The sequence below is a fragment of the Xanthomonas arboricola genome (assembly GCF_003353015.1).
Lineage (GTDB): Bacteria > Pseudomonadota > Gammaproteobacteria > Xanthomonadales > Xanthomonadaceae > Xanthomonas > Xanthomonas arboricola_E.
In genome coordinates this window covers 1,513,714-1,530,836 of sequence record NZ_QREM01000009.1, presented here as the reverse complement: position 1 = coordinate 1,530,836, position 17,123 = coordinate 1,513,714, and the positions used below count along the sequence as shown (strand labels likewise).

The window sequence follows — 17,123 nt, the reverse complement described above, 5'->3', positions numbered from 1 at the left end:
TCAGTGATTCATCGCGTTTCTGCAGCACTTTATGTCTCGGACGTGGAGGCTTTTGCACGGGTATTTCCCGTTGCAGAGGCGGGGCGGGTGCGTTTTCGATAAACCTCAGGGGGACCGTGCGACGCGATCGCGCGGTGGTCGGTTTTTACATGCCAGACCAATGGGGAGTAAGTCGTCAATGAAGCCGATTCAATTGGAAACCGGTGGTGAGCAGTGTGCTCAACGCCGAACGGTAAGGCTTGCCTGCGCTGCGGGAACCCGGCGGCCGAAGCGGCCTCCGGTGCATGCGCACGGCAGGCTGGCGGCAGCGATGCTGCTGGCGCTGGCCGGCATGGCCGCAGCTGCCCACGCCACCGGCACGCGTGCCGATGCGCTTGCGCATTGCACGGTGGTCGAGGGCCGGCAACGTTGCGACGCCGTTGCGGCGGCCGGCGACAACGCAGTGCCCGCAACCGCGCGCGTGCAGGTGACCGCAACACCTGCGGCCGACGCCGATGCACCGGCATTTGCGGATGGGCAGGATGCGCTGGCGTTGGGCAGTGCCAGCAATGCCCTGGGCGATGGAGCCAGTGCGCTCGGGAGCGGGAGCCTGGCATTGGGGCGCGATGCCGCCGCGATCGGACACAACGTGTCGGCGGTGGGGGAATCGGCAACTGCCCTGGGCGGCGTGGCAACGGTCTACGACTACGACGCATTTGGATTTGTCATCGGGCAACGCGAGCAGGCCACGCAAGCGTCCGGGGTGGGAGCGACCGCCATCGGTGGTGGTGCGCTGGCCAGCGATCCGTTTTCCAGCGCAATGGGCAGCGGTGCCAGCGCCGCCGGCGTGCAGAGCACGGCCGTGGGGTATCGCGCGCAGACCGGCAACGACGGCACTACCGCGGTAGGCGGTCTATCCACGGCCAGTGGCTTTCTCTCCACTGCCGGCGGCTACAGTTCGCGTGCCAGCGGGGAGACGTCCACCGCCTTCGGTTACCGGGCGCGCAGCGAAGGCATCAGCAGTATTGCAGTGGGCGATACCGCATTGGCCAGCGGCGTGCAAAGCGTGGTGGTTGGCGGCATCAGCAACTTCGGCGGAATCACCGCCGCCACCGGCATAGGCGGCATCGCGCTCGGTGCAGGTGCGCAGAGCCAGTCCGATTATGCGATTGCCATTGGCTACGATTCCAACATCTTTCCGAATCGGCCTGGCAATACCGATTCCGTGGCGATCGGCCACAGCGCCGGTTCGTTCTCGCCACACACGGTATCGCTGGGTGGTTTCGCATTGACGATGGGCGATGGTGGCATCGCGATCGGTCACGACAGCACGGCCTACATGGAAAACAGCATCGCCGTGGGCGCACGCGCCGCCACCTCGTGGTTCAACGGCAACAACACCGCGATCGGTACCGATTCCCAGACCAATGGCATCGATGCGCTGGCCATCGGCTATGGCGCGCGCGTGGGCGATTTTGTCGACGACGCCTGGAATCGCTCGGCATCCAGTGCCGTCGCACTGGGCGCACATTCCTACGCGTACCGCAGCAACACGGTGTCGGTGGGCGATGTGCAGGCCGGGCTGACGCGGCAGATCACCAGCGTGGCGGCGGGTACCGAGGCCAACGATGCGGTCAATGTCGCCCAGCTCGACAGCGTGCGTGCAATCGCCAACCGGCTCGACGGCACGCTGGCGGTCGGCAAGACCGATGCGGACGAGCCGGTCGCCTATGTCGACGGCCTCAACGCAATGGCGTTGGGCAGCGCAAGCAACGCCATCGGCGAGGGTGCCAATGCGCTGGGCTCGGGCAGTGTCGCGCTCGGGCGCGATGCCGTGGCCGTTGGCCGCAACGCCAGCGCGTCGGAGGCATCGGCCGTTGCAGTGGGGGGCGTGGCTTCCGTGCCGGTGTTCGATGCAGAAGGGACCATCGTCGGTGAGCAGGAACAGGCCGCTTCGGCCCAGGCGCGCGGCGCAGTGGCGCTGGGCGGCGGGGCGATTGCCCAGCGCGGCTTCGCCACTGCGGTCGGTACCGGGGCCGCAGCCAGTGGCGAGCAGTCCATGGCGGCGGGATTCGGCGCACGTGCGCAGGATGATGTCGCCACGGCGGTGGGCGCCTTCTCGACCGCCCGCAGCGCGGCGTCGTCGGCGTTCGGCTTTGGTGCGCTGGCCAACGCCAGCATGGCCACGGCGGTGGGCTTCAATGCCTCCGGCATCGGCGAGAGCAGTGTGGCCGTGGGCAGTCTGGCGGTTGCCGCCGGCGAGCGCAGCGTGACGCTCGGCGGCCTGTCGCTGATCAGCTCCACGCTCAGGTCGGCGGGTGCCTTCCGGGTCGGTGGCGTTGCCATCGGCGCCGGCGCGCGAAGCGACGGCGATTACGCCGTTGCGCTGGGCTACAACGCCAACGTGTTCTCCAACGGCAACAATGCCGATGCGGTGGCGATCGGCCATGACGCCGCGTCGTTTGCGCCACGCACGGTGTCGCTGGGGGCGTCGGCGTCTGCCGAGGGCGAGGAGGGGATCGGCATCGGCTATGACGCGCGTGCGAGCTCCGGCAGGAGCATCGCGATCGGCAGCGGCGCCAATACCTCGATCCTCTACGGCGACAATATCGCCCTGGGAACCAACGCCAGGGCGGATGCACCCGATGCGATCGCGATCGGACGCAATGCCAGCGTCGGTGTGTTCGTCGGCGAAGCCGGCAGCGCGGCGGTGGCATTGGGCGTGCAGTCCAACGCGCTGGGCAGCAACAGCCTGGCGGCCGGCTACAACGCCTTTACCCGACAAGGCAGCAGCAACGCCGTTGCACTGGGTGCCAATGCCGGTGCCAGCGGTGCCGATTCGGTGGCGTTGGGGTCCGGTGCGCGCAGCTACGACGCCAACGTGGTGTCGGTGGGCAACGGCAATGGCCGCGGTGGTCCGGCCACGCGCCGCATCGTCAACGTCGGCAACGGTGCGATTGCCGGTGCCAGCACCGATGCGATCAACGGCGGCCAGTTGTTCCAGTCGCTCAGCAACGCCGCCAGCTTCCTCGGCGGTGGCGCGGCGATCGGTGCGCAAGGGGTGTTCGTGGCGCCGACCTACGTGATCCAGGGCAGCAGCTACCGCAATGTGGGCGCGGCACTGACTGCGCTGGACCGCAAGGTCAGCGAGCTGGATGCGCGCGCGGCAACCGTGACCCCGGGCATCGCCGCACGGTCCTCCGCTGCGCGCGTGGCAACGGCGCCAGCGGCTGCTGCAGACGCCTCGGCCGTGCCCGGCACAGCAGTGGCGGCGACAGACGATGACCTGCAGGCGACATCGCTGGCCACCCATGGGACGGCCGACGACGCGGAGTCTTCGGCCATCGCAACTGCGAGCGGACTGGGCGCAGGCAGCGCGGTGCAGGGCACGCCGATCGCCGCGGTGGTCGGCAGCCTCACCCCGGCCGCAACGTCCACCGCCGTCGGCACCGCGGCAGTGGCCAACCACGTGACCGGCACGGCGATCGGTGGCAGCGCCTATGCGCATGGTCCCAACGACACCGCGATCGGCAGCAACGCACGCGTCAATGCCGACGGCAGCACCGCGGTCGGCGCCAATACGCAGATNCGCCGCGGTGGTCGGCAGCCTCACCCCGGCCGCAACGTCCACCGCCGTCGGCACCGCGGCAGTGGCCAACCACGTGACCGGCACGGCGATCGGCGGCAGCGCCTATGCGCATGGTCCCAACGACACCGCGATCGGCAGCAACGCACGCGTCAATGCCGACGGCAGCACCGCGGTCGGCGCCAATACGCAGATTGCCGCGGTGGCGACCAATGCGGTGGCGATGGGCGAAGGCGCGCAGGTCAGTGCGGCCTCGGGCACGGCGATCGGCCAGGGCGCACGGGTCAGCGCACAAGGTGCGGTGGCCGTGGGCCAGGGCTCGGTCGCCGATCGCGCCAACACGGTGTCGGTGGGCAGCGTCGGCGGCGAGCGGCAGGGGGCNGCCGCGGCCAACAGCTATACCGACAGCCGCTACAGCGCGATGGCCGACAGCTTCGAGACCTACCAGGGCGACATCGAGGACCGTCTGCGCCGGCAGAACCGCCGCCTGGATCGGCAGGGTGCGATGAGCTCGGCGATGTTGAACATGGCCGCCAGCGTCGGCGGCATCGCCACGCAGAACCGCGTCGGAGCCGGCGTCGGTTTCCAGAATGGCGAGTCGGCGTTGTCGGTGGGCTACCAGCGTGCGATCAGCCCGCGCGCCACGCTGACGGTGGGCGGCGCGCTCAGCGGTGACGACAGNGCGATGTTGAACATGGCCGCCAGCGTCGGCGGCATCGCCACGCAGAACCGCGTCGTAGCCGGCGTCGGTTTCCAGAATGGCGAGTCGGCGTTGTCGGTGGGCTACCAGCGTGCGATCAGCCCGCGCGCCACGCTGACGGTGGGCGGCGCGCTCAGCGGTGACGACAGGTCGATCGGCCTCGGTGCCGGTTTCGGCTGGTAACGCAGGCCTTGCCATCGCAGCGGCTGCGCCTGCGGCCGCTGCGTGCTCTCTCATTCGCATTGCATTCCATCTTGAAGAGGACGTCATCGTGATTCAGACCCATCGTTCCCGCACGCTCGCCATCGCCTGCAGCACGGTCCTGTCGCTCGCCAGCGGCATTGCCAGCGCCGCCACACCGGATGCCGACGCGCGCGCTGCGCAACGTCAGCAGGCCATGCGCGATGCCCCGGTCGACGGCATCATCGTCAAGTACCGCAGCGGCAGGGTGACTGCGCGCAGCGTCGGCGCGGCGTCGGCGGCCACGGTCGCTGCGGCGGCAGCGCGCGCGGCAGTGCGGCTGGTACCGGCCGCGCGCAGCGGCGTGCCAGGCACGCCAACGCATGTGCGTACGCTGGCGGTGGGCAGCGAGTTGATCAGGCTGCCCATGCCACTGAGCCGCAGCGACGCCGACCGCCTGGTGCGCGCACTGCAGGCGGATCCTGCAGTGGAGTATGCGCAGATCGACGCGCGCATGTATCCGTTGCAGAGCAGCGGAGGCAGCTTGCCCGACGACCCGTTGCTGGCGAGCAATCAATGGCATCTCACCGATCCGGTCGGTGGCATCGATGCGCCGGCAGCCTGGGCCACCGCCCAGGGCGAGGGCGTGGTCGTGGCGGTCATCGATACCGGCATCCTGCCGGGGCATCCGGACCTGGCCGGCAATCTGCTGCAGGGCTACGACTTCATCACCAGCGCGGACATCTCGCGACGTCCCACCGATGCACGTGCGCCAGGTGCGCTGGATTACGGGGATTGGGAAGCAACCGATGGCGAATGCGGGCTTTTTTCCGCCGCCCGCGAAAGCTCCTGGCACGGCACGCACGTGGCCGGAACGATTGCCGAAGCCACCGGCAACGGCATCGGCGGCGCCGGTGTGGCCTACAAGGCCAAGGTGCTGCCGATACGCGTGCTGGGTCATTGCGGCGGCATGAACTCGGATATTGCCGATGCCATCGTGTGGGCATCCGGCGGCCATGTGGATGGCGTGCCGGATAACCGCGACCCGGCGGAAATCATCAACATGAGCCTGGGCGGCTTTGGCTCCTGCGATTCGGCCACGCAGGTGGCGATCAACGGTGCGGTGTCGCGCGGCACCACCGTAGTGGTGGCGGCCGGCAACAACGGCTCGGATGTCTCCAGTACCTCGCCGGCCAACTGCGCCAATGTGGTGTCGGTGGCGGCCACCCGCCTGACCGGCGGGGNCCGGCAACAACGGCTCGGATGTCTCCAGTACCTCGCCGGCCAACTGCGCCAATGTGGTGTCGGTGGCGGCCACCCGCCTGACCGGCGGGTTGGCGTACTACAGCAATTTCGGCAGCTTGGTCGATCTGGCCGCACCCGGCGGCGGTGCACGCAATCTGGAAACCAACACCTTGTACGACGGCCCGATCGGCAGCTGGATCTGGCAGACCGGCTACACCGGCAAAACCACACCCGCATCCGGTCAATTCGCCTACATCGGGCCTGGTTTTGCCGGAACCTCGATGGCCTCGCCGCATGTGGCGGGCACGGCCGCACTGGTGCAGAGCGCCCTGATCGCCGATGGCAAGCCGCCACTGACACCTGCAGCGCTGGAACGGGTGCTCAAGCGCAGTGCGCGACCGTTTCCGGTGCCAGTGCCGGCGAGCACGCCGGCCGGTAGCGGCATCGTGGATGCCGGGGCGGCCATCGATCGCGCACTGCGCCGCTGCGACAGCGGCGACCTGGGTTGCCAGCTGGATGCACAGACGCTGCGCAACAGCGTGCCCGAGCGCGGTCTGTCGAATGTGGCCGGCGATGCCGGTGTGTTCGCTTTCGAAGCGAACGCGGGGGCGGTGTTGAGCTTCATCAGCTTCGGCGGCAGCGGGCAGGCGGCGCTGTACGTGGCGCTGGGCCGCGCGCCGACCGCGACCGACAACGACGGCATGTCCCGCCGCAGCGGCACCAGCCAGACGGTGCGCTTCACCGCACCGCGTGCCGGAACCTACTTCATCCGGCTCGATGGCAGCAGCTTCGACGGAGTGAGCCTGCTGGCGCGCCAGTGATCTGACACGCGACGCGCCAGGGAGGGGCTGGCGCCGGTTTCCTGACGCAGCAATGCGGGTGACCGGCCGCAGCATGCAGTGCGATGGGCCAAGGCGTCGGCGTGGGGAGCGCTGGCCCGGTGCCTGACCTGTTCCCGCGTGTGGTTTTGCGCAACCAAGCCTGCTGGCGTCCTGCCAGCGGGCTTTTTTGTCTGCTGCGGACATGCGTATTCAGCTTTCAAATGTCTCACGGGACACGATCTAGAGCGCTGTTTTCCAAAGAATTATCAAAAAACTAATAAACGCAAGCAGAAGTGTGACGAATCGCACGCTCAACTTCGCTTTCTGTCAAAAACTTGACGCCTGATTTGACCGCTGTTAACACTTCGCTCAGTTCTATGGTTGGGTAGCGTTCACTTTTTGACTATCCAGGGTGCAGCTCGCGCGCACTGCCATTTGGCCCATGGCGCCAATCACCGCGGGGATCGCAGCGGCTGGAAGGCCCTCGCGACGGTGGGTGTTCGTCAAAAAACCAGTCCCAACATTCAGGAGCAGTGCGTCGATGAATCGGATTTATCGCAAGGTCTGGAACAAATCGTTAGGCGTGTGGGCGGTGGCATCGGAGTTGGCCACCGGCGATCGCCCGGGCGCAGTGGGCACCGCCGCATTCATCGACCGCCGCCAGAGCCGTTGCCTGGTTGCCGCGATCGCCCTGGCGCTGGGTAGCGCCGGCATCGCCGTCCCGCTTTCCGCAATGGCGCAATCGGTCGAAGTCGGCCGCGGCGCGTCGGCACCTGCCGCCAATGCCACCGCCATCGGCGCCGGGAGTCGCGCCAGCGCGACCGGCGCGCTCGCCACCGGTACCGACAGCAGCGCCAGCGGCGTCAACAGCAGCGCGATCGGCCGCCAGACCAATGCCATCGGCGAGAACGCGGTGGCCATCGGCTACAACAGTTTCGTGCGCCAGAGCGGCGAAAACGGCGTGGCGCTGGGCGCCAACGCCGGCGTGACCGGTGCCAACTCGGTGGCGCTGGGCGCAGGCTCGCGCACCCACGAAGACGACGTGGTGTCGGTCGGCAGCGGCAATGGCCGCGGCGGCCCGGCCACGCGCCGCATCACCAACGTCAGCGCCGGCGTCAATGCCACCGACGCGGTCAACCTGGCGCAGTTGCGCGACGTGGCCGATGTGGCCGAAGACACCGCCACGTTCTTCAAGGCGAGCCCGGGCGAAGACAGCGTCGGCGCCTATGTCGACGGCGACAGCGCGCTGGCTGCAGGCGATGCCGCCAATGCGGTCGGTACGGCGACCACTGCGTTGGGGACCGGTGCCAACGCGGTGGCCGACAATGCCACCGCGGTCGGCGCCAATGCGCTCGCCTCCGGGCAGAACAGCGCGGCATTCGGCCATAACGCCCAGGCCAACGGCCCCGGCAGCGTGGCCGTCGGTGGCGCTGCGGTGGACGAAGACGGCCAGCCGTTGATCACCAACGGCGGCGTGCCGGTGGCCACCGGCGCCACCAGTGCCGGCGTCGGCGGGACCGCGGTCGGCGCCAGTGCCAATGCCGATGGCTTCGCGGCCTCGTCGTTCGGCGTCGGTGCGTATGCGGCCGGTGCGCAGTCGTCCGCGTTCGGTGCGGTGGCCAATGCGGCAGGCGATTACGCCACCGCCGTAGGCACCGAGACCAGCGCCAGCGGCACCAGCAGCACCGCTGTCGGTGGTCCGGCCGATCTCATCCCAGGGCTGGGGTTCTTCGTGCAGACCCAGGCCAGCGGCGACGCCGCCACCGCGCTCGGCGCCGGTGCGATCGCATCAGGCAGCTACACCACCGCCGTCGGCACGCTCAGCCAAGCGTCCGGCACAGAAGCTACCGCCGTGGGGTACTTCGCTTATGCACCCGGCGAAGGCGCCACGGCAGTCGGCCCGGAATCCTGGGCCAGCGGCGAGCTGAGCACGGCGCTGGGGTACTACAGCACCGCACGCGGCGCCAACTCGGTTGCCTTGGGCGCCAACGCGATTGCCACGCGCGCCAACACCGTATCGGTGGGCGCGGCCGGCGATGAGCGCCAGATCACCAACGTCGCCGCCGGTACCGAAGGCAGCGATGCGGTCAATCTCGATCAGCTCACCGCCGTGTCCGAGGTAGCATCCACCACCGCGCGTTCCTTCGTCGCCACCGGCGACGGCACCGCGATTGCCGAAGGCATCGACAGCGTTGCAGCCGGTTCCAACGCATCGGCAACGGGTGACTACAGCGCTGCATTCGGGTCGACCAGCCAGGCATCCGCGCAGGGCAGCACCGCGCTCGGCAGCGGCGCCATCGCCACCGGCGAGAATGCAAGCGCGCTCGGTTTCAACAGCAATGCAGTCGCCGACAACGCCACTGCGCTTGGCGCGGCCAGCAGCGCGTCGGGCCAGTCCGGCACCGCAGTGGGCGGCGCAAGCCAGGCCACCGCCAGCGGCGCGACCGCACTCGGTTACGAGAGCATCGCCAACGGCGCCGACTCCACTGCGCTGGGGGTGGGCAGTGTGGCCTTCGGCGACACCAGTACGGCCGTGGGCGGTGCCAGCGTCGCGTTCGGCAATGACAGCGCCGCCTTCGGCGCCAATGCCGCCGCTGGCGGTAGCGCATCCACCGCGATCGGCGCAAACAGCAGTGCCTTCGGCGAGCGCACCGTTGCGCTGGGTGGCGCCAGTGACGCGTCGGGCGACGACAGCATTGCGCTCGGTGCGGGCAGCCAGGCCTCCGCGCTGGGCACGACGGCGGTCGGCAGCAATGCCAATGCCAGCATCGCCAATGCCACGGCGGTGGGCTTCAACAGCAGCGCCGGTGACGACTACGCCACTGCGCTCGGCGGCGACAGCAATGCATCGGGATATTTCAGCACCGCCGTCGGCGGCAACAGCATCTCCAACGGACGCTACTCGACAGCGATCGGCTATGAAAGCATCGCCAACGGCGGTTCGGCCACTGCGCTGGGCATGTCCAGCGTGGCCTGGGGCGATGGCAGCACCGCGATCGGCATCGAAAGTCTGGCCTATGGCTACGACAGCACCGCAGTGGGCCCCAATGCCTTCGCCGCCGACACCGATACAGTCGCGCTGGGTGCCTTCGCCAATGCCTATGGCGCTCGCGCGACCGCATTAGGCAGCCGCTCGAGCGCGATTGGCGAGGACAGTGCGGCGCTGGGTTGGGAAGCGCAGGCTGAAGGCGAACAGAGCATTGCGCTCGGCGCCGGCAGTCAAGCCGGTGCGTTCTCCACGGCCATTGGCGGCTACGCCAGCGCCAGTGCCCCTTCTGCCACGGCCGTTGGGAACAACAGCCGTGCCGTTGATAACAACGCCACCGCGCTGGGTAGCGACAGCGCTGCATCGGGATATTCCAGCACGGCGGTCGGCGGCTCCAGTGCCGCAAGTGGGCGCGGAGCAACGGCGATGGGCTTTGACAGTGCCGCGCAGGGTGATCGCGGCACCGCGATCGGTACCGAAAGTGTGGCCGATGGCGAATACAGCACGGCGCTGGGCGCAAATGCGCAGGCAAGCAACTACTCGTCGACCGCCCTGGGCACTTACGCCAATGCGGTGGGCACAAGCGCTACTTCGCTTGGCGGCCAATCCTTTGCGAGCGGTACCGAGAGCGTCGCGCTGGGCTGGCAATCCAACGCCTCTGGCGCGCAGAGCGTCAGCCTCGGCAGCGGTGCGTATACACAAGCCGACAACAGCGTCGCGCTGGGTGCAGGCGCGGTGGCCGATCGCGCCAACACGGTGTCGGTGGGCGCGGCCGGCAGCGAGCGCCAGATCGCCAACGTTGCCGCAGGTACCGAGGGCACCGATGCGGTGAATCTCGACCAGCTCAACGCCGTGGCCGGCGCTGCGGAAACTACCGCGCGCCTGTATGCAGGCACCGGTGACGGCACCGCCGTCGCACAGGGCGAAGACGCCACCGCGGCCGGTTCCAACGCCACCGCCGATGGCGATTACAGCAGCGCGTTCGGCTCCAGCAGCCAGGCCACCGCGATCGGTGCGGTCGCCATCGGCAGCGGCGCCAGCGCCACGGCGCAATATGCCAATGCCGCCGGCTACAACGCCGCGGCCAGCGGCTTCGGCAGCGTATCCAATGGCGCCTTCAGCCAGGCCAGCGGCGATTACGCGGTGGCCGTGGGCGGCGAGAGCGAAGCGGCCGGCGCGCAGAGCACCGCACTCGGCGCAGCCGCAGGTGCATACGGCGATGGCGCGCTGGCGGTCGGTGCGCTGAGCGAGGCACAGGGCAGCGAGTCCACCGCGATGGGCTACTTCGCCAGCGCCAGCGGCGAATCGGCGACCGCGGTCGGCGCAGAAAGCGTGGCCGATGGCACCAGCGCGGCCGCGTTCGGCTTCGGCGCCGAGGCCACCTCCAACTACTCCACCGCCCTGGGTGGCTACTCCAGCGCGACCGGGTTCAACAGCACCGCACTGGGCAATTTCAGCACTGCCAGCGGCTCCGGTACCGTGGCCGTGGGCGGCGATGCCAGCGCAACCGGCGACTACAGCCTTGCGGCCGGCCAGGGCAGCGTGGCCAGCGGCTACAACAGCGTGTCGGTCGGTGGCGCCCTGATCGGCCTGTTGCCGACCGAAGCCTCCGGCGACTTCTCCACCGCTGTCGGCGGCGCGGCATGGGCACCGGGCCTCAACAGCACCGCGCTCGGCAATTTCGCCGAATCCACCGGCGAGGGCAGCGTGGCGCTGGGCGCCGATTCGGTGGCCGAACGCGATTTTGCGGTCTCGGTGGGCAGCGCCGGCAACGAGCGTCAGATCACCAACGTGGCTGCCGGTACGCAGGGCACCGATGCGGTGAATCTGGACCAGCTCAACGCCGTTGCCGAAACCGCGCAATCCACCAGCAAGTACTTCCAGGCCAGCGGCAGCGCCGACAGCGATGCCGGCGCCTACGTCGAGGGCGATAACGCCCTGGCCGCAGGCGAGGGCGCCAATGCCACCGGCACCGGCACCACGGCGTTGGGCGCAGGCGCGCAGGCGGTGGTCGATAACGCAACGGCGGTTGGCGTGAGCGCACTGGCCAGCGGCAGCGGCGCAGCGGCGGTGGGCAACAATGCCCAGGCCACCGGCGAGAACAGCAGCGCGGTCGGCAGCAATGCGCTGGCCAGCGATGTCGGCGCCACCGCAAACGGTGCCGGCGCGCAGGCGATTTCCACCTATACCACCGCGCTCGGCAGCGAAGCGGTGGCATCGGACAACCAGGCCACCGCGGCCGGTTTCCGCAGCACCGCCTCCAATGTCGGCAGCTCTGCCTTCGGTGGCTACAGCGAGTCCAGCGGCCGGCTGTCGTCGGCGCTGGGTTATGGCGCGGTGGCCTCGAGCGACTACAGCACCGCGGTCGGTGCCGCATCGCTGGCCTCCGGTGCGAGCGCAGTCGCCGTGGGCGAGTTCAGCCAAGCCACCGGCGACGAAAGCGTGGCGGTGGGCGGCAGCACGTTCTTCGGCTTCGTCCCGGCGCGTGCCACCGGCACCGGCGCTGCGGCCTTCGGTGCAGGTGCCTGGGCCACGGCCGACTACACCACCGCGATCGGCTGGAACTCCTATGCCGACGGCGTCAATGCCAGTGCACTGGGTCAAAGCGCGGCGGCACTTGCCGACAACACGCTGGCCGTGGGTGGCGGCAGCCGCGCCGATGCGGTCGGTGCCAGCGTCGTCGGCGTGGATGCATCGGCGACCGGCATCAACAGCACCGGTGTCGGTCGTCAGGTCAACGTGATCGGCGAGAACGCGGTGTCGGTGGGCTACAACTCGTTCGTGCGCCAGAGCGCGGTCAACGGTGTGGCCCTGGGTGCCAATGCCGGTGCGACCGGTGCCGATTCGGTGGCGCTGGGTTCGGGTTCGCGTACCTACGAAGCCGACACGGTGTCGATCGGCAGCGGCAATGGCCGTGGCGGCCCGGCCACGCGGCGCATCGTCAATGTCAGCGACGGCCAGGCGGCGACCGATGCGGTCAACAAGGGCCAGCTGGATGCGCTGGCGGCCGATGTGCAGACCACCACCGGCATGGTGCAGACCACCGGCGACGGGGTGGCCACCGCAACCGGCGATCGCGCCACCGCTGCAGGTGCCGGCGCAACCGCCAGCGGCGCACGCAGCGTGGCGATCGCCTCCGGCAGCCGCGCTTCGGCCACCGGCGCCAGCGCCATGGGCGTGGACAGCAGCGCCAGCGGCGTGAACAGCACGGCGATGGGCCGGCAGACCAATTCCATCGGCGAAAACGGCGTGGCGCTGGGCTACAACTCGTTCGTGCGCCAGAGCGGTGCCAATGCGGTGGCGCTGGGTGCCAATGCCGGTGCCAGCGGTGCGGACTCGGTGGCGTTGGGCTCGGGCTCGCGCACCTATGACGCCAACGTGGTCTCGGTCGGTAGCGGCGATGGCCGCGGCGGCCCGGCCACGCGTCGCATCGTCAATGTCGGCAGCGGCGCCATTGCCGGTGCCAGCACCGATGCGATCAACGGCGGCCAGCTGTTCCAGTCGCTCAGCAACGCTGCCAGCTTCCTCGGCGGTGGCGCGGCGATCGGTGCGCAAGGCGTGTTCGTCGCGCCGACCTACGTGATCCAGGGTGCCAGCTACAACAACGTCGGTGCGGCATTGACCGCGTTGGACAGCAAGGTCACCGAGCTGGACGCACGTGGCGGTACTGCAACGGCCAGCACTGCGGCACGCACGCTGTCGCTGCGTAGTGCAGCGGTGCCGGCTGTTGCCACCAGTGCAGTGACTGCATCGAGCAACGCTGTCGCCGATACCGGCGCCGGCGTGCAGGGCACGCCGACCGCCGCGGTGGTCGGCAGCCTCACCCCGGCCGCAACGTCCACCGCCGTCGGCACCGCGGCAGTGGCCAACCACGTGACCGGCACGGCGATCGGCGGCNGCGATGAGCTCGGCGATGTTGAACATGGCCGCCAGCGTCGGCGGCATCGCCACGCAGAACCGAGTCGGAGCCGGCGTCGGTTTCCAGAATGGCGAGTCGGCGTTGTCGGTGGGCTACCAGCGTGCGATCAGCCCGCGCGCCACGCTGACGGTGGGCGGCGCGCTCAGCGGTGACGACAGTTCCATCGGTGTGGGCGCCGGCTTCGGCTGGTAACGCGCTGGGTGCATGACACGCGGCGGTGCCGGTGTGCGCCGCCGCGCCAGAGCAAGGCCCGAGGGGGCGGGCAAGGACCGTGGCTGGGCCGGCCAACGGATTCGATGGAGTGATGGCCTTACCAGGAGTGGCTGATCGAACGCAGCGCGCTGCACGGCAGTTGCGCAGCAGTTTCGAGAGCCGCTCCCAGCTGATCGACGAAAAACACGAAGAGGATTTCACCGTGATCGACAAGAATTTCCGTCTCTCCCCGCTGACCGGCGCCATCCTGATGATGGCGCTCGGTGCATCGGGCACGCTCGCTGCTGCGCCGCAGCTGCTGGTCAAGGAACCGACCCAGGCAGCATCGGCCGGCGGCGCGTTCAGTAGCCGCCTGATCGTGCGCTACAAGGACAACACCGCTGCAGCAACCGATCGCGCCAGCAAGCTGAGCGCGGTGCAGGCCGCGGTCGGCCGTGTCGGTGCGGGCACCGGCGCACGCAGCAGCGCAGCCGCCGCCAAGGCGACGTATGTGCGCAAGCTCGGCATCGGCTCGGACCTGATCAAGCTGTCCAGCACGCTGACCACCGCCCAGGTGGACAAGGTCGTGGTCGAGCTCAGGAACGACCCGTCCGTGGCCGACGTGCAGATCGATCGCATGCTGCGCCCGGTCGAGATCAAGAAGAGCGTCGCCGCCACCGACGTGACCCCGCAGCTGGTGCCCAATGACCCGCTGTACGCGCAGTACCAGTGGCATCTGAGCAACCCCAACGGCGGCATCAATGCGCCGGCCGCATGGGATCTGTCGCAGGGCGCCGGCGTGGTGGTGGCGGTGCTGGATACCGGCATCCTGCCCGGCCATCCGGACTTTGCCGGCAACCTGCTGCAGGGTTACGACTTCATCAGCGATGCCGAAGTCTCGCGTCGTCCCACCGATGCCCGCGTACCGGGCGCGCTGGATTACGGCGACTGGGAAGAGGCCGACAACGTCTGCTATGACGGCTCGGTGGCACAGGAAAGCTCCTGGCACGGCACCCATGTCTCGGGCACCGTGGCCGAAGCGACCAACAACGGCGTCGGCATGGCCGGCGTGGCGCCGAAGGCGACCATCCTGCCGGTGCGCGTGCTCGGCCGCTGCGGCGGCTACACCTCCGATATTGCCGATGCGATCGTCTGGGCCTCCGGCGGTACGGTTGCTGGCGTGCCCGCCAACCCCAACCCGGCCGAGGTGATCAACATGAGCCTGGGCGGCGGCGAGCCCTGCGATTCGGCCACCCAGCTGGCGATCAACGGCGCGGTCGCGCGCGGCACCACCGTGGTGGTGGCGGCCGGCAACAGCGGCGAGGATGCGGCCAACCATTCGCCGGCCAGCTGCAACAACACCATCACCGTGGGTGCCACCCGCATCACCGGCGGCATCACCTACTACTCCAACTACGGCAGCAAGGTGGACCTGTCCGGTCCGGGCGGCGGTGGCAGCGTGGACGGCAATCCGGGCGGCTACATCTGGCAGGCCGGCTACACCGGTGCGACCACGCCGACCTCGGGCACCTATACCTATATGGGGCTGGGCGGCACCTCGATGGCATCGCCGCACGTGGCCGGTGTCGTCGCGCTGGTGCAGAGCGCGGCAATCGGCCTGGGCGATGGCCCGCTGACCCCGGCCGCAGTGGAAACCCTGCTCAAGCAGACCAGCCGCCGCTTCCCGGTGACCCCGCCGGCCAGCACCCCGATCGGCAGCGGCATCGTCGATGCCAAGGCCGCGCTGGAAGCGGTGCTGGTGGAGCCCTGCGATCCGGCCACCGAAAGCTGCGCGCCGACCGCCATTGCCTTGACCAACAAGGCCCCGCTGACCGGCCTGAGCGGTGCCGCGGGCAGCGCCACGCTGTACAGCTTCGAAGCCAAGGCCGGGGCCGTGCTCAGCTTCATGACCTACGGCGGTACCGGCGATGTGTCGGTGTACGTCAGCCATGAAGCCGAACCCGGCGCGACCAGTTACGACGCCAAGTCGACCCGCCCGGGCAACAGCGAAACCGTGCGGTTCACTGCCCCCAAGGCAGGTACCTACTACATCAAGCTGGTGGGCGCTGGCGACTACGCGAAGCTGACGCTCGTTGCACGACAGTAAGTAGGCAGATAGTGTGACCGATGCCCCCGGCCAATCACCGGGGGCATCGTTTTTCAGGGCGATTCAGATGCGTGCGGTTGATCGTTGCGGCAAACTGCTACAGTCGGCGCCGGACCAGTGGAGACGAGTGTGAACGCGGTTGCCGTCGATCCAATTGAGCATCGCAGTGCGGAGACGCGCATCGTCGAGGCGCTGCTTGAACGCCGTCGCCTGAAAGACACCGATCTGCTGCGCGCGCGCCAGTTGCAGACCGAATCCGGCATGGGCCTGCTGGCCTTGCTCGGCCGTCTGGGCCTGGTGTCCGAACGCGATCATGCCGAGACCTGCGCCGATGTGCTGGGTCTGCCGCTGGTGGATGCCCGCCAGCTCGGCGATACCCCGCCGGAGATGCTGCCGGAAGTGCAGGGGCTGTCGCTGCGCTTCCTCAAGCAATTCCACCTGTGCCCGGTCGGCGAACGCGATGGCCGGCTGGAGCTGTGGATCGCCGATCCCTACGACGATTACGCGATCGACGCGGTGCGGCTTGCCACCGGCTGTGCGCTGTTCCTGCAGGTCGGCCTGCGTTCGGAAATCGACGATCTGATCGAGCGCTGGTATGGCCAGGGCCGCAGCGCGATGGGCACCATCGTGGAAACCGCCGATGGCGATGCCAACAGCAGCGACGATATCGAAGCGCTGCGCGACCTGGCGTCCGAAGCGCCGGTGATTCGCCTGGTGAACCTGGTGATCCAGCACGCGGTGGAACTGCGCGCCTCGGACATCCATATCGAACCGTTCGAAAGCCGGCTCAAGGTGCGTTACCGCGTGGACGGTGTGCTGGTGGAAGGCGAAAGCCCGCCGGCCAAACTCACCGCCGCGGTGATCAGCCGCATCAAGATCATGGCCAAGCTCAACATCGCCGAGCGCCGGCTGCCGCAGGACGGCCGCATCATGCTGCGCGTGCAGGGCAAGGAGCTGGACCTGCGTGTCAGCACCGTGCCCACCGCGCACGGCGAGAGCGTGGTGATGCGTCTGCTCGATCGCGAGACGGTGGTGTTCGACTTCTACAAGCTCGGCTTCACCGAAGAATTCCTGCCGCAGTTCCGCAAGGTGCTGGAGCAACCGCACGGCATCATGCTGGTGACCGGCCCGACCGGCTCGGGCAAGACCACCACGCTGTACACCGCCTTGAGCCAGCTCAATACCTCCGACGTGAAGATCATCACCGTCGAAGACCCGGTGGAATACCAGATCGAAGGCATCAACCAGATCCAGGCCAAGCCGCAGATCGGGCTGGATTTTGCCAACGCGCTGCGCAGCATCGTGCGCCAGGACCCGGACATCATCATGATCGGCGAAATCCGCGACCTGGAAACCGCGCAGATGGCGGTGCAGGCCTCGCTGACCGGGCATCTGGTGCTGCCCACGC

At 68.7% G+C, this 17,123-nt stretch carries 3 protein-coding genes and 5 pseudogenes; all 8 read left to right on the top strand.

All coding sequences use genetic code 11. The features are described 5' to 3' along the window. Positions 1–31 precede the first annotated feature (31 nt). Positions 32–2,089, top strand: a pseudogene (locus C0541_RS21430) (hypothetical protein); the annotation flags it as partial. 219 nt (positions 2,090–2,308) lie between these two features. Further along, positions 2,309–4,280 (top strand): annotated as a pseudogene (locus tag C0541_RS21785) (YadA family autotransporter adhesin); the annotation flags it as partial. Then, positions 4,260–4,448 (top strand): YadA-like family protein, encoded by a 189-nt coding sequence (locus C0541_RS20925; protein ID WP_429001353.1) that lies wholly within the window; start codon positions 4,260–4,262, stop codon positions 4,446–4,448. The pseudogene C0541_RS21785 and the gene C0541_RS20925, both read left to right, overlap by 21 nt. A gap of 88 nt (positions 4,449–4,536) precedes the next feature. Beyond that, positions 4,537–6,511 (top strand): annotated as a pseudogene (locus C0541_RS17020) (S8 family peptidase). A gap of 541 nt (positions 6,512–7,052) precedes the next feature. Next, positions 7,053–13,394: pseudogene (locus C0541_RS17015) on the top strand (ESPR-type extended signal peptide-containing protein); the annotation flags it as partial. A gap of 4 nt (positions 13,395–13,398) precedes the next feature. Beyond that, the gene (locus tag C0541_RS21780; RefSeq protein WP_039525431.1) at positions 13,399–13,608 is read left to right on the top strand and encodes a YadA-like family protein; all 210 of its coding nucleotides are present in this window, start codon (positions 13,399–13,401) and stop codon (positions 13,606–13,608) included. A gap of 223 nt (positions 13,609–13,831) precedes the next feature. Further along, positions 13,832–15,715, top strand: a complete 1,884-nt coding sequence (locus C0541_RS17010; protein ID WP_115050442.1) for a S8 family serine peptidase — start codon at positions 13,832–13,834, stop codon at positions 15,713–15,715. A gap of 129 nt (positions 15,716–15,844) precedes the next feature. After that, positions 15,845–17,116, top strand: a pseudogene (locus tag C0541_RS21775) (GspE/PulE family protein); the annotation flags it as partial. Between the last annotated feature and the right edge of the window lie 7 nt (positions 17,117–17,123).

Excerpts from the sequence above, each read along its gene's own strand:
- C0541_RS20925 (WP_429001353.1), top strand. The coding sequence starts at position 4,260 with ATGGCCGCCAGCGTCGGCGGCATCGCCACGCAGAACCGCGTCGTAGCC.
- C0541_RS21780 (WP_039525431.1), top strand. The coding sequence starts at position 13,399 with ATGAGCTCGGCGATGTTGAACATGGCCGCCAGCGTCGGCGGCATCGCC.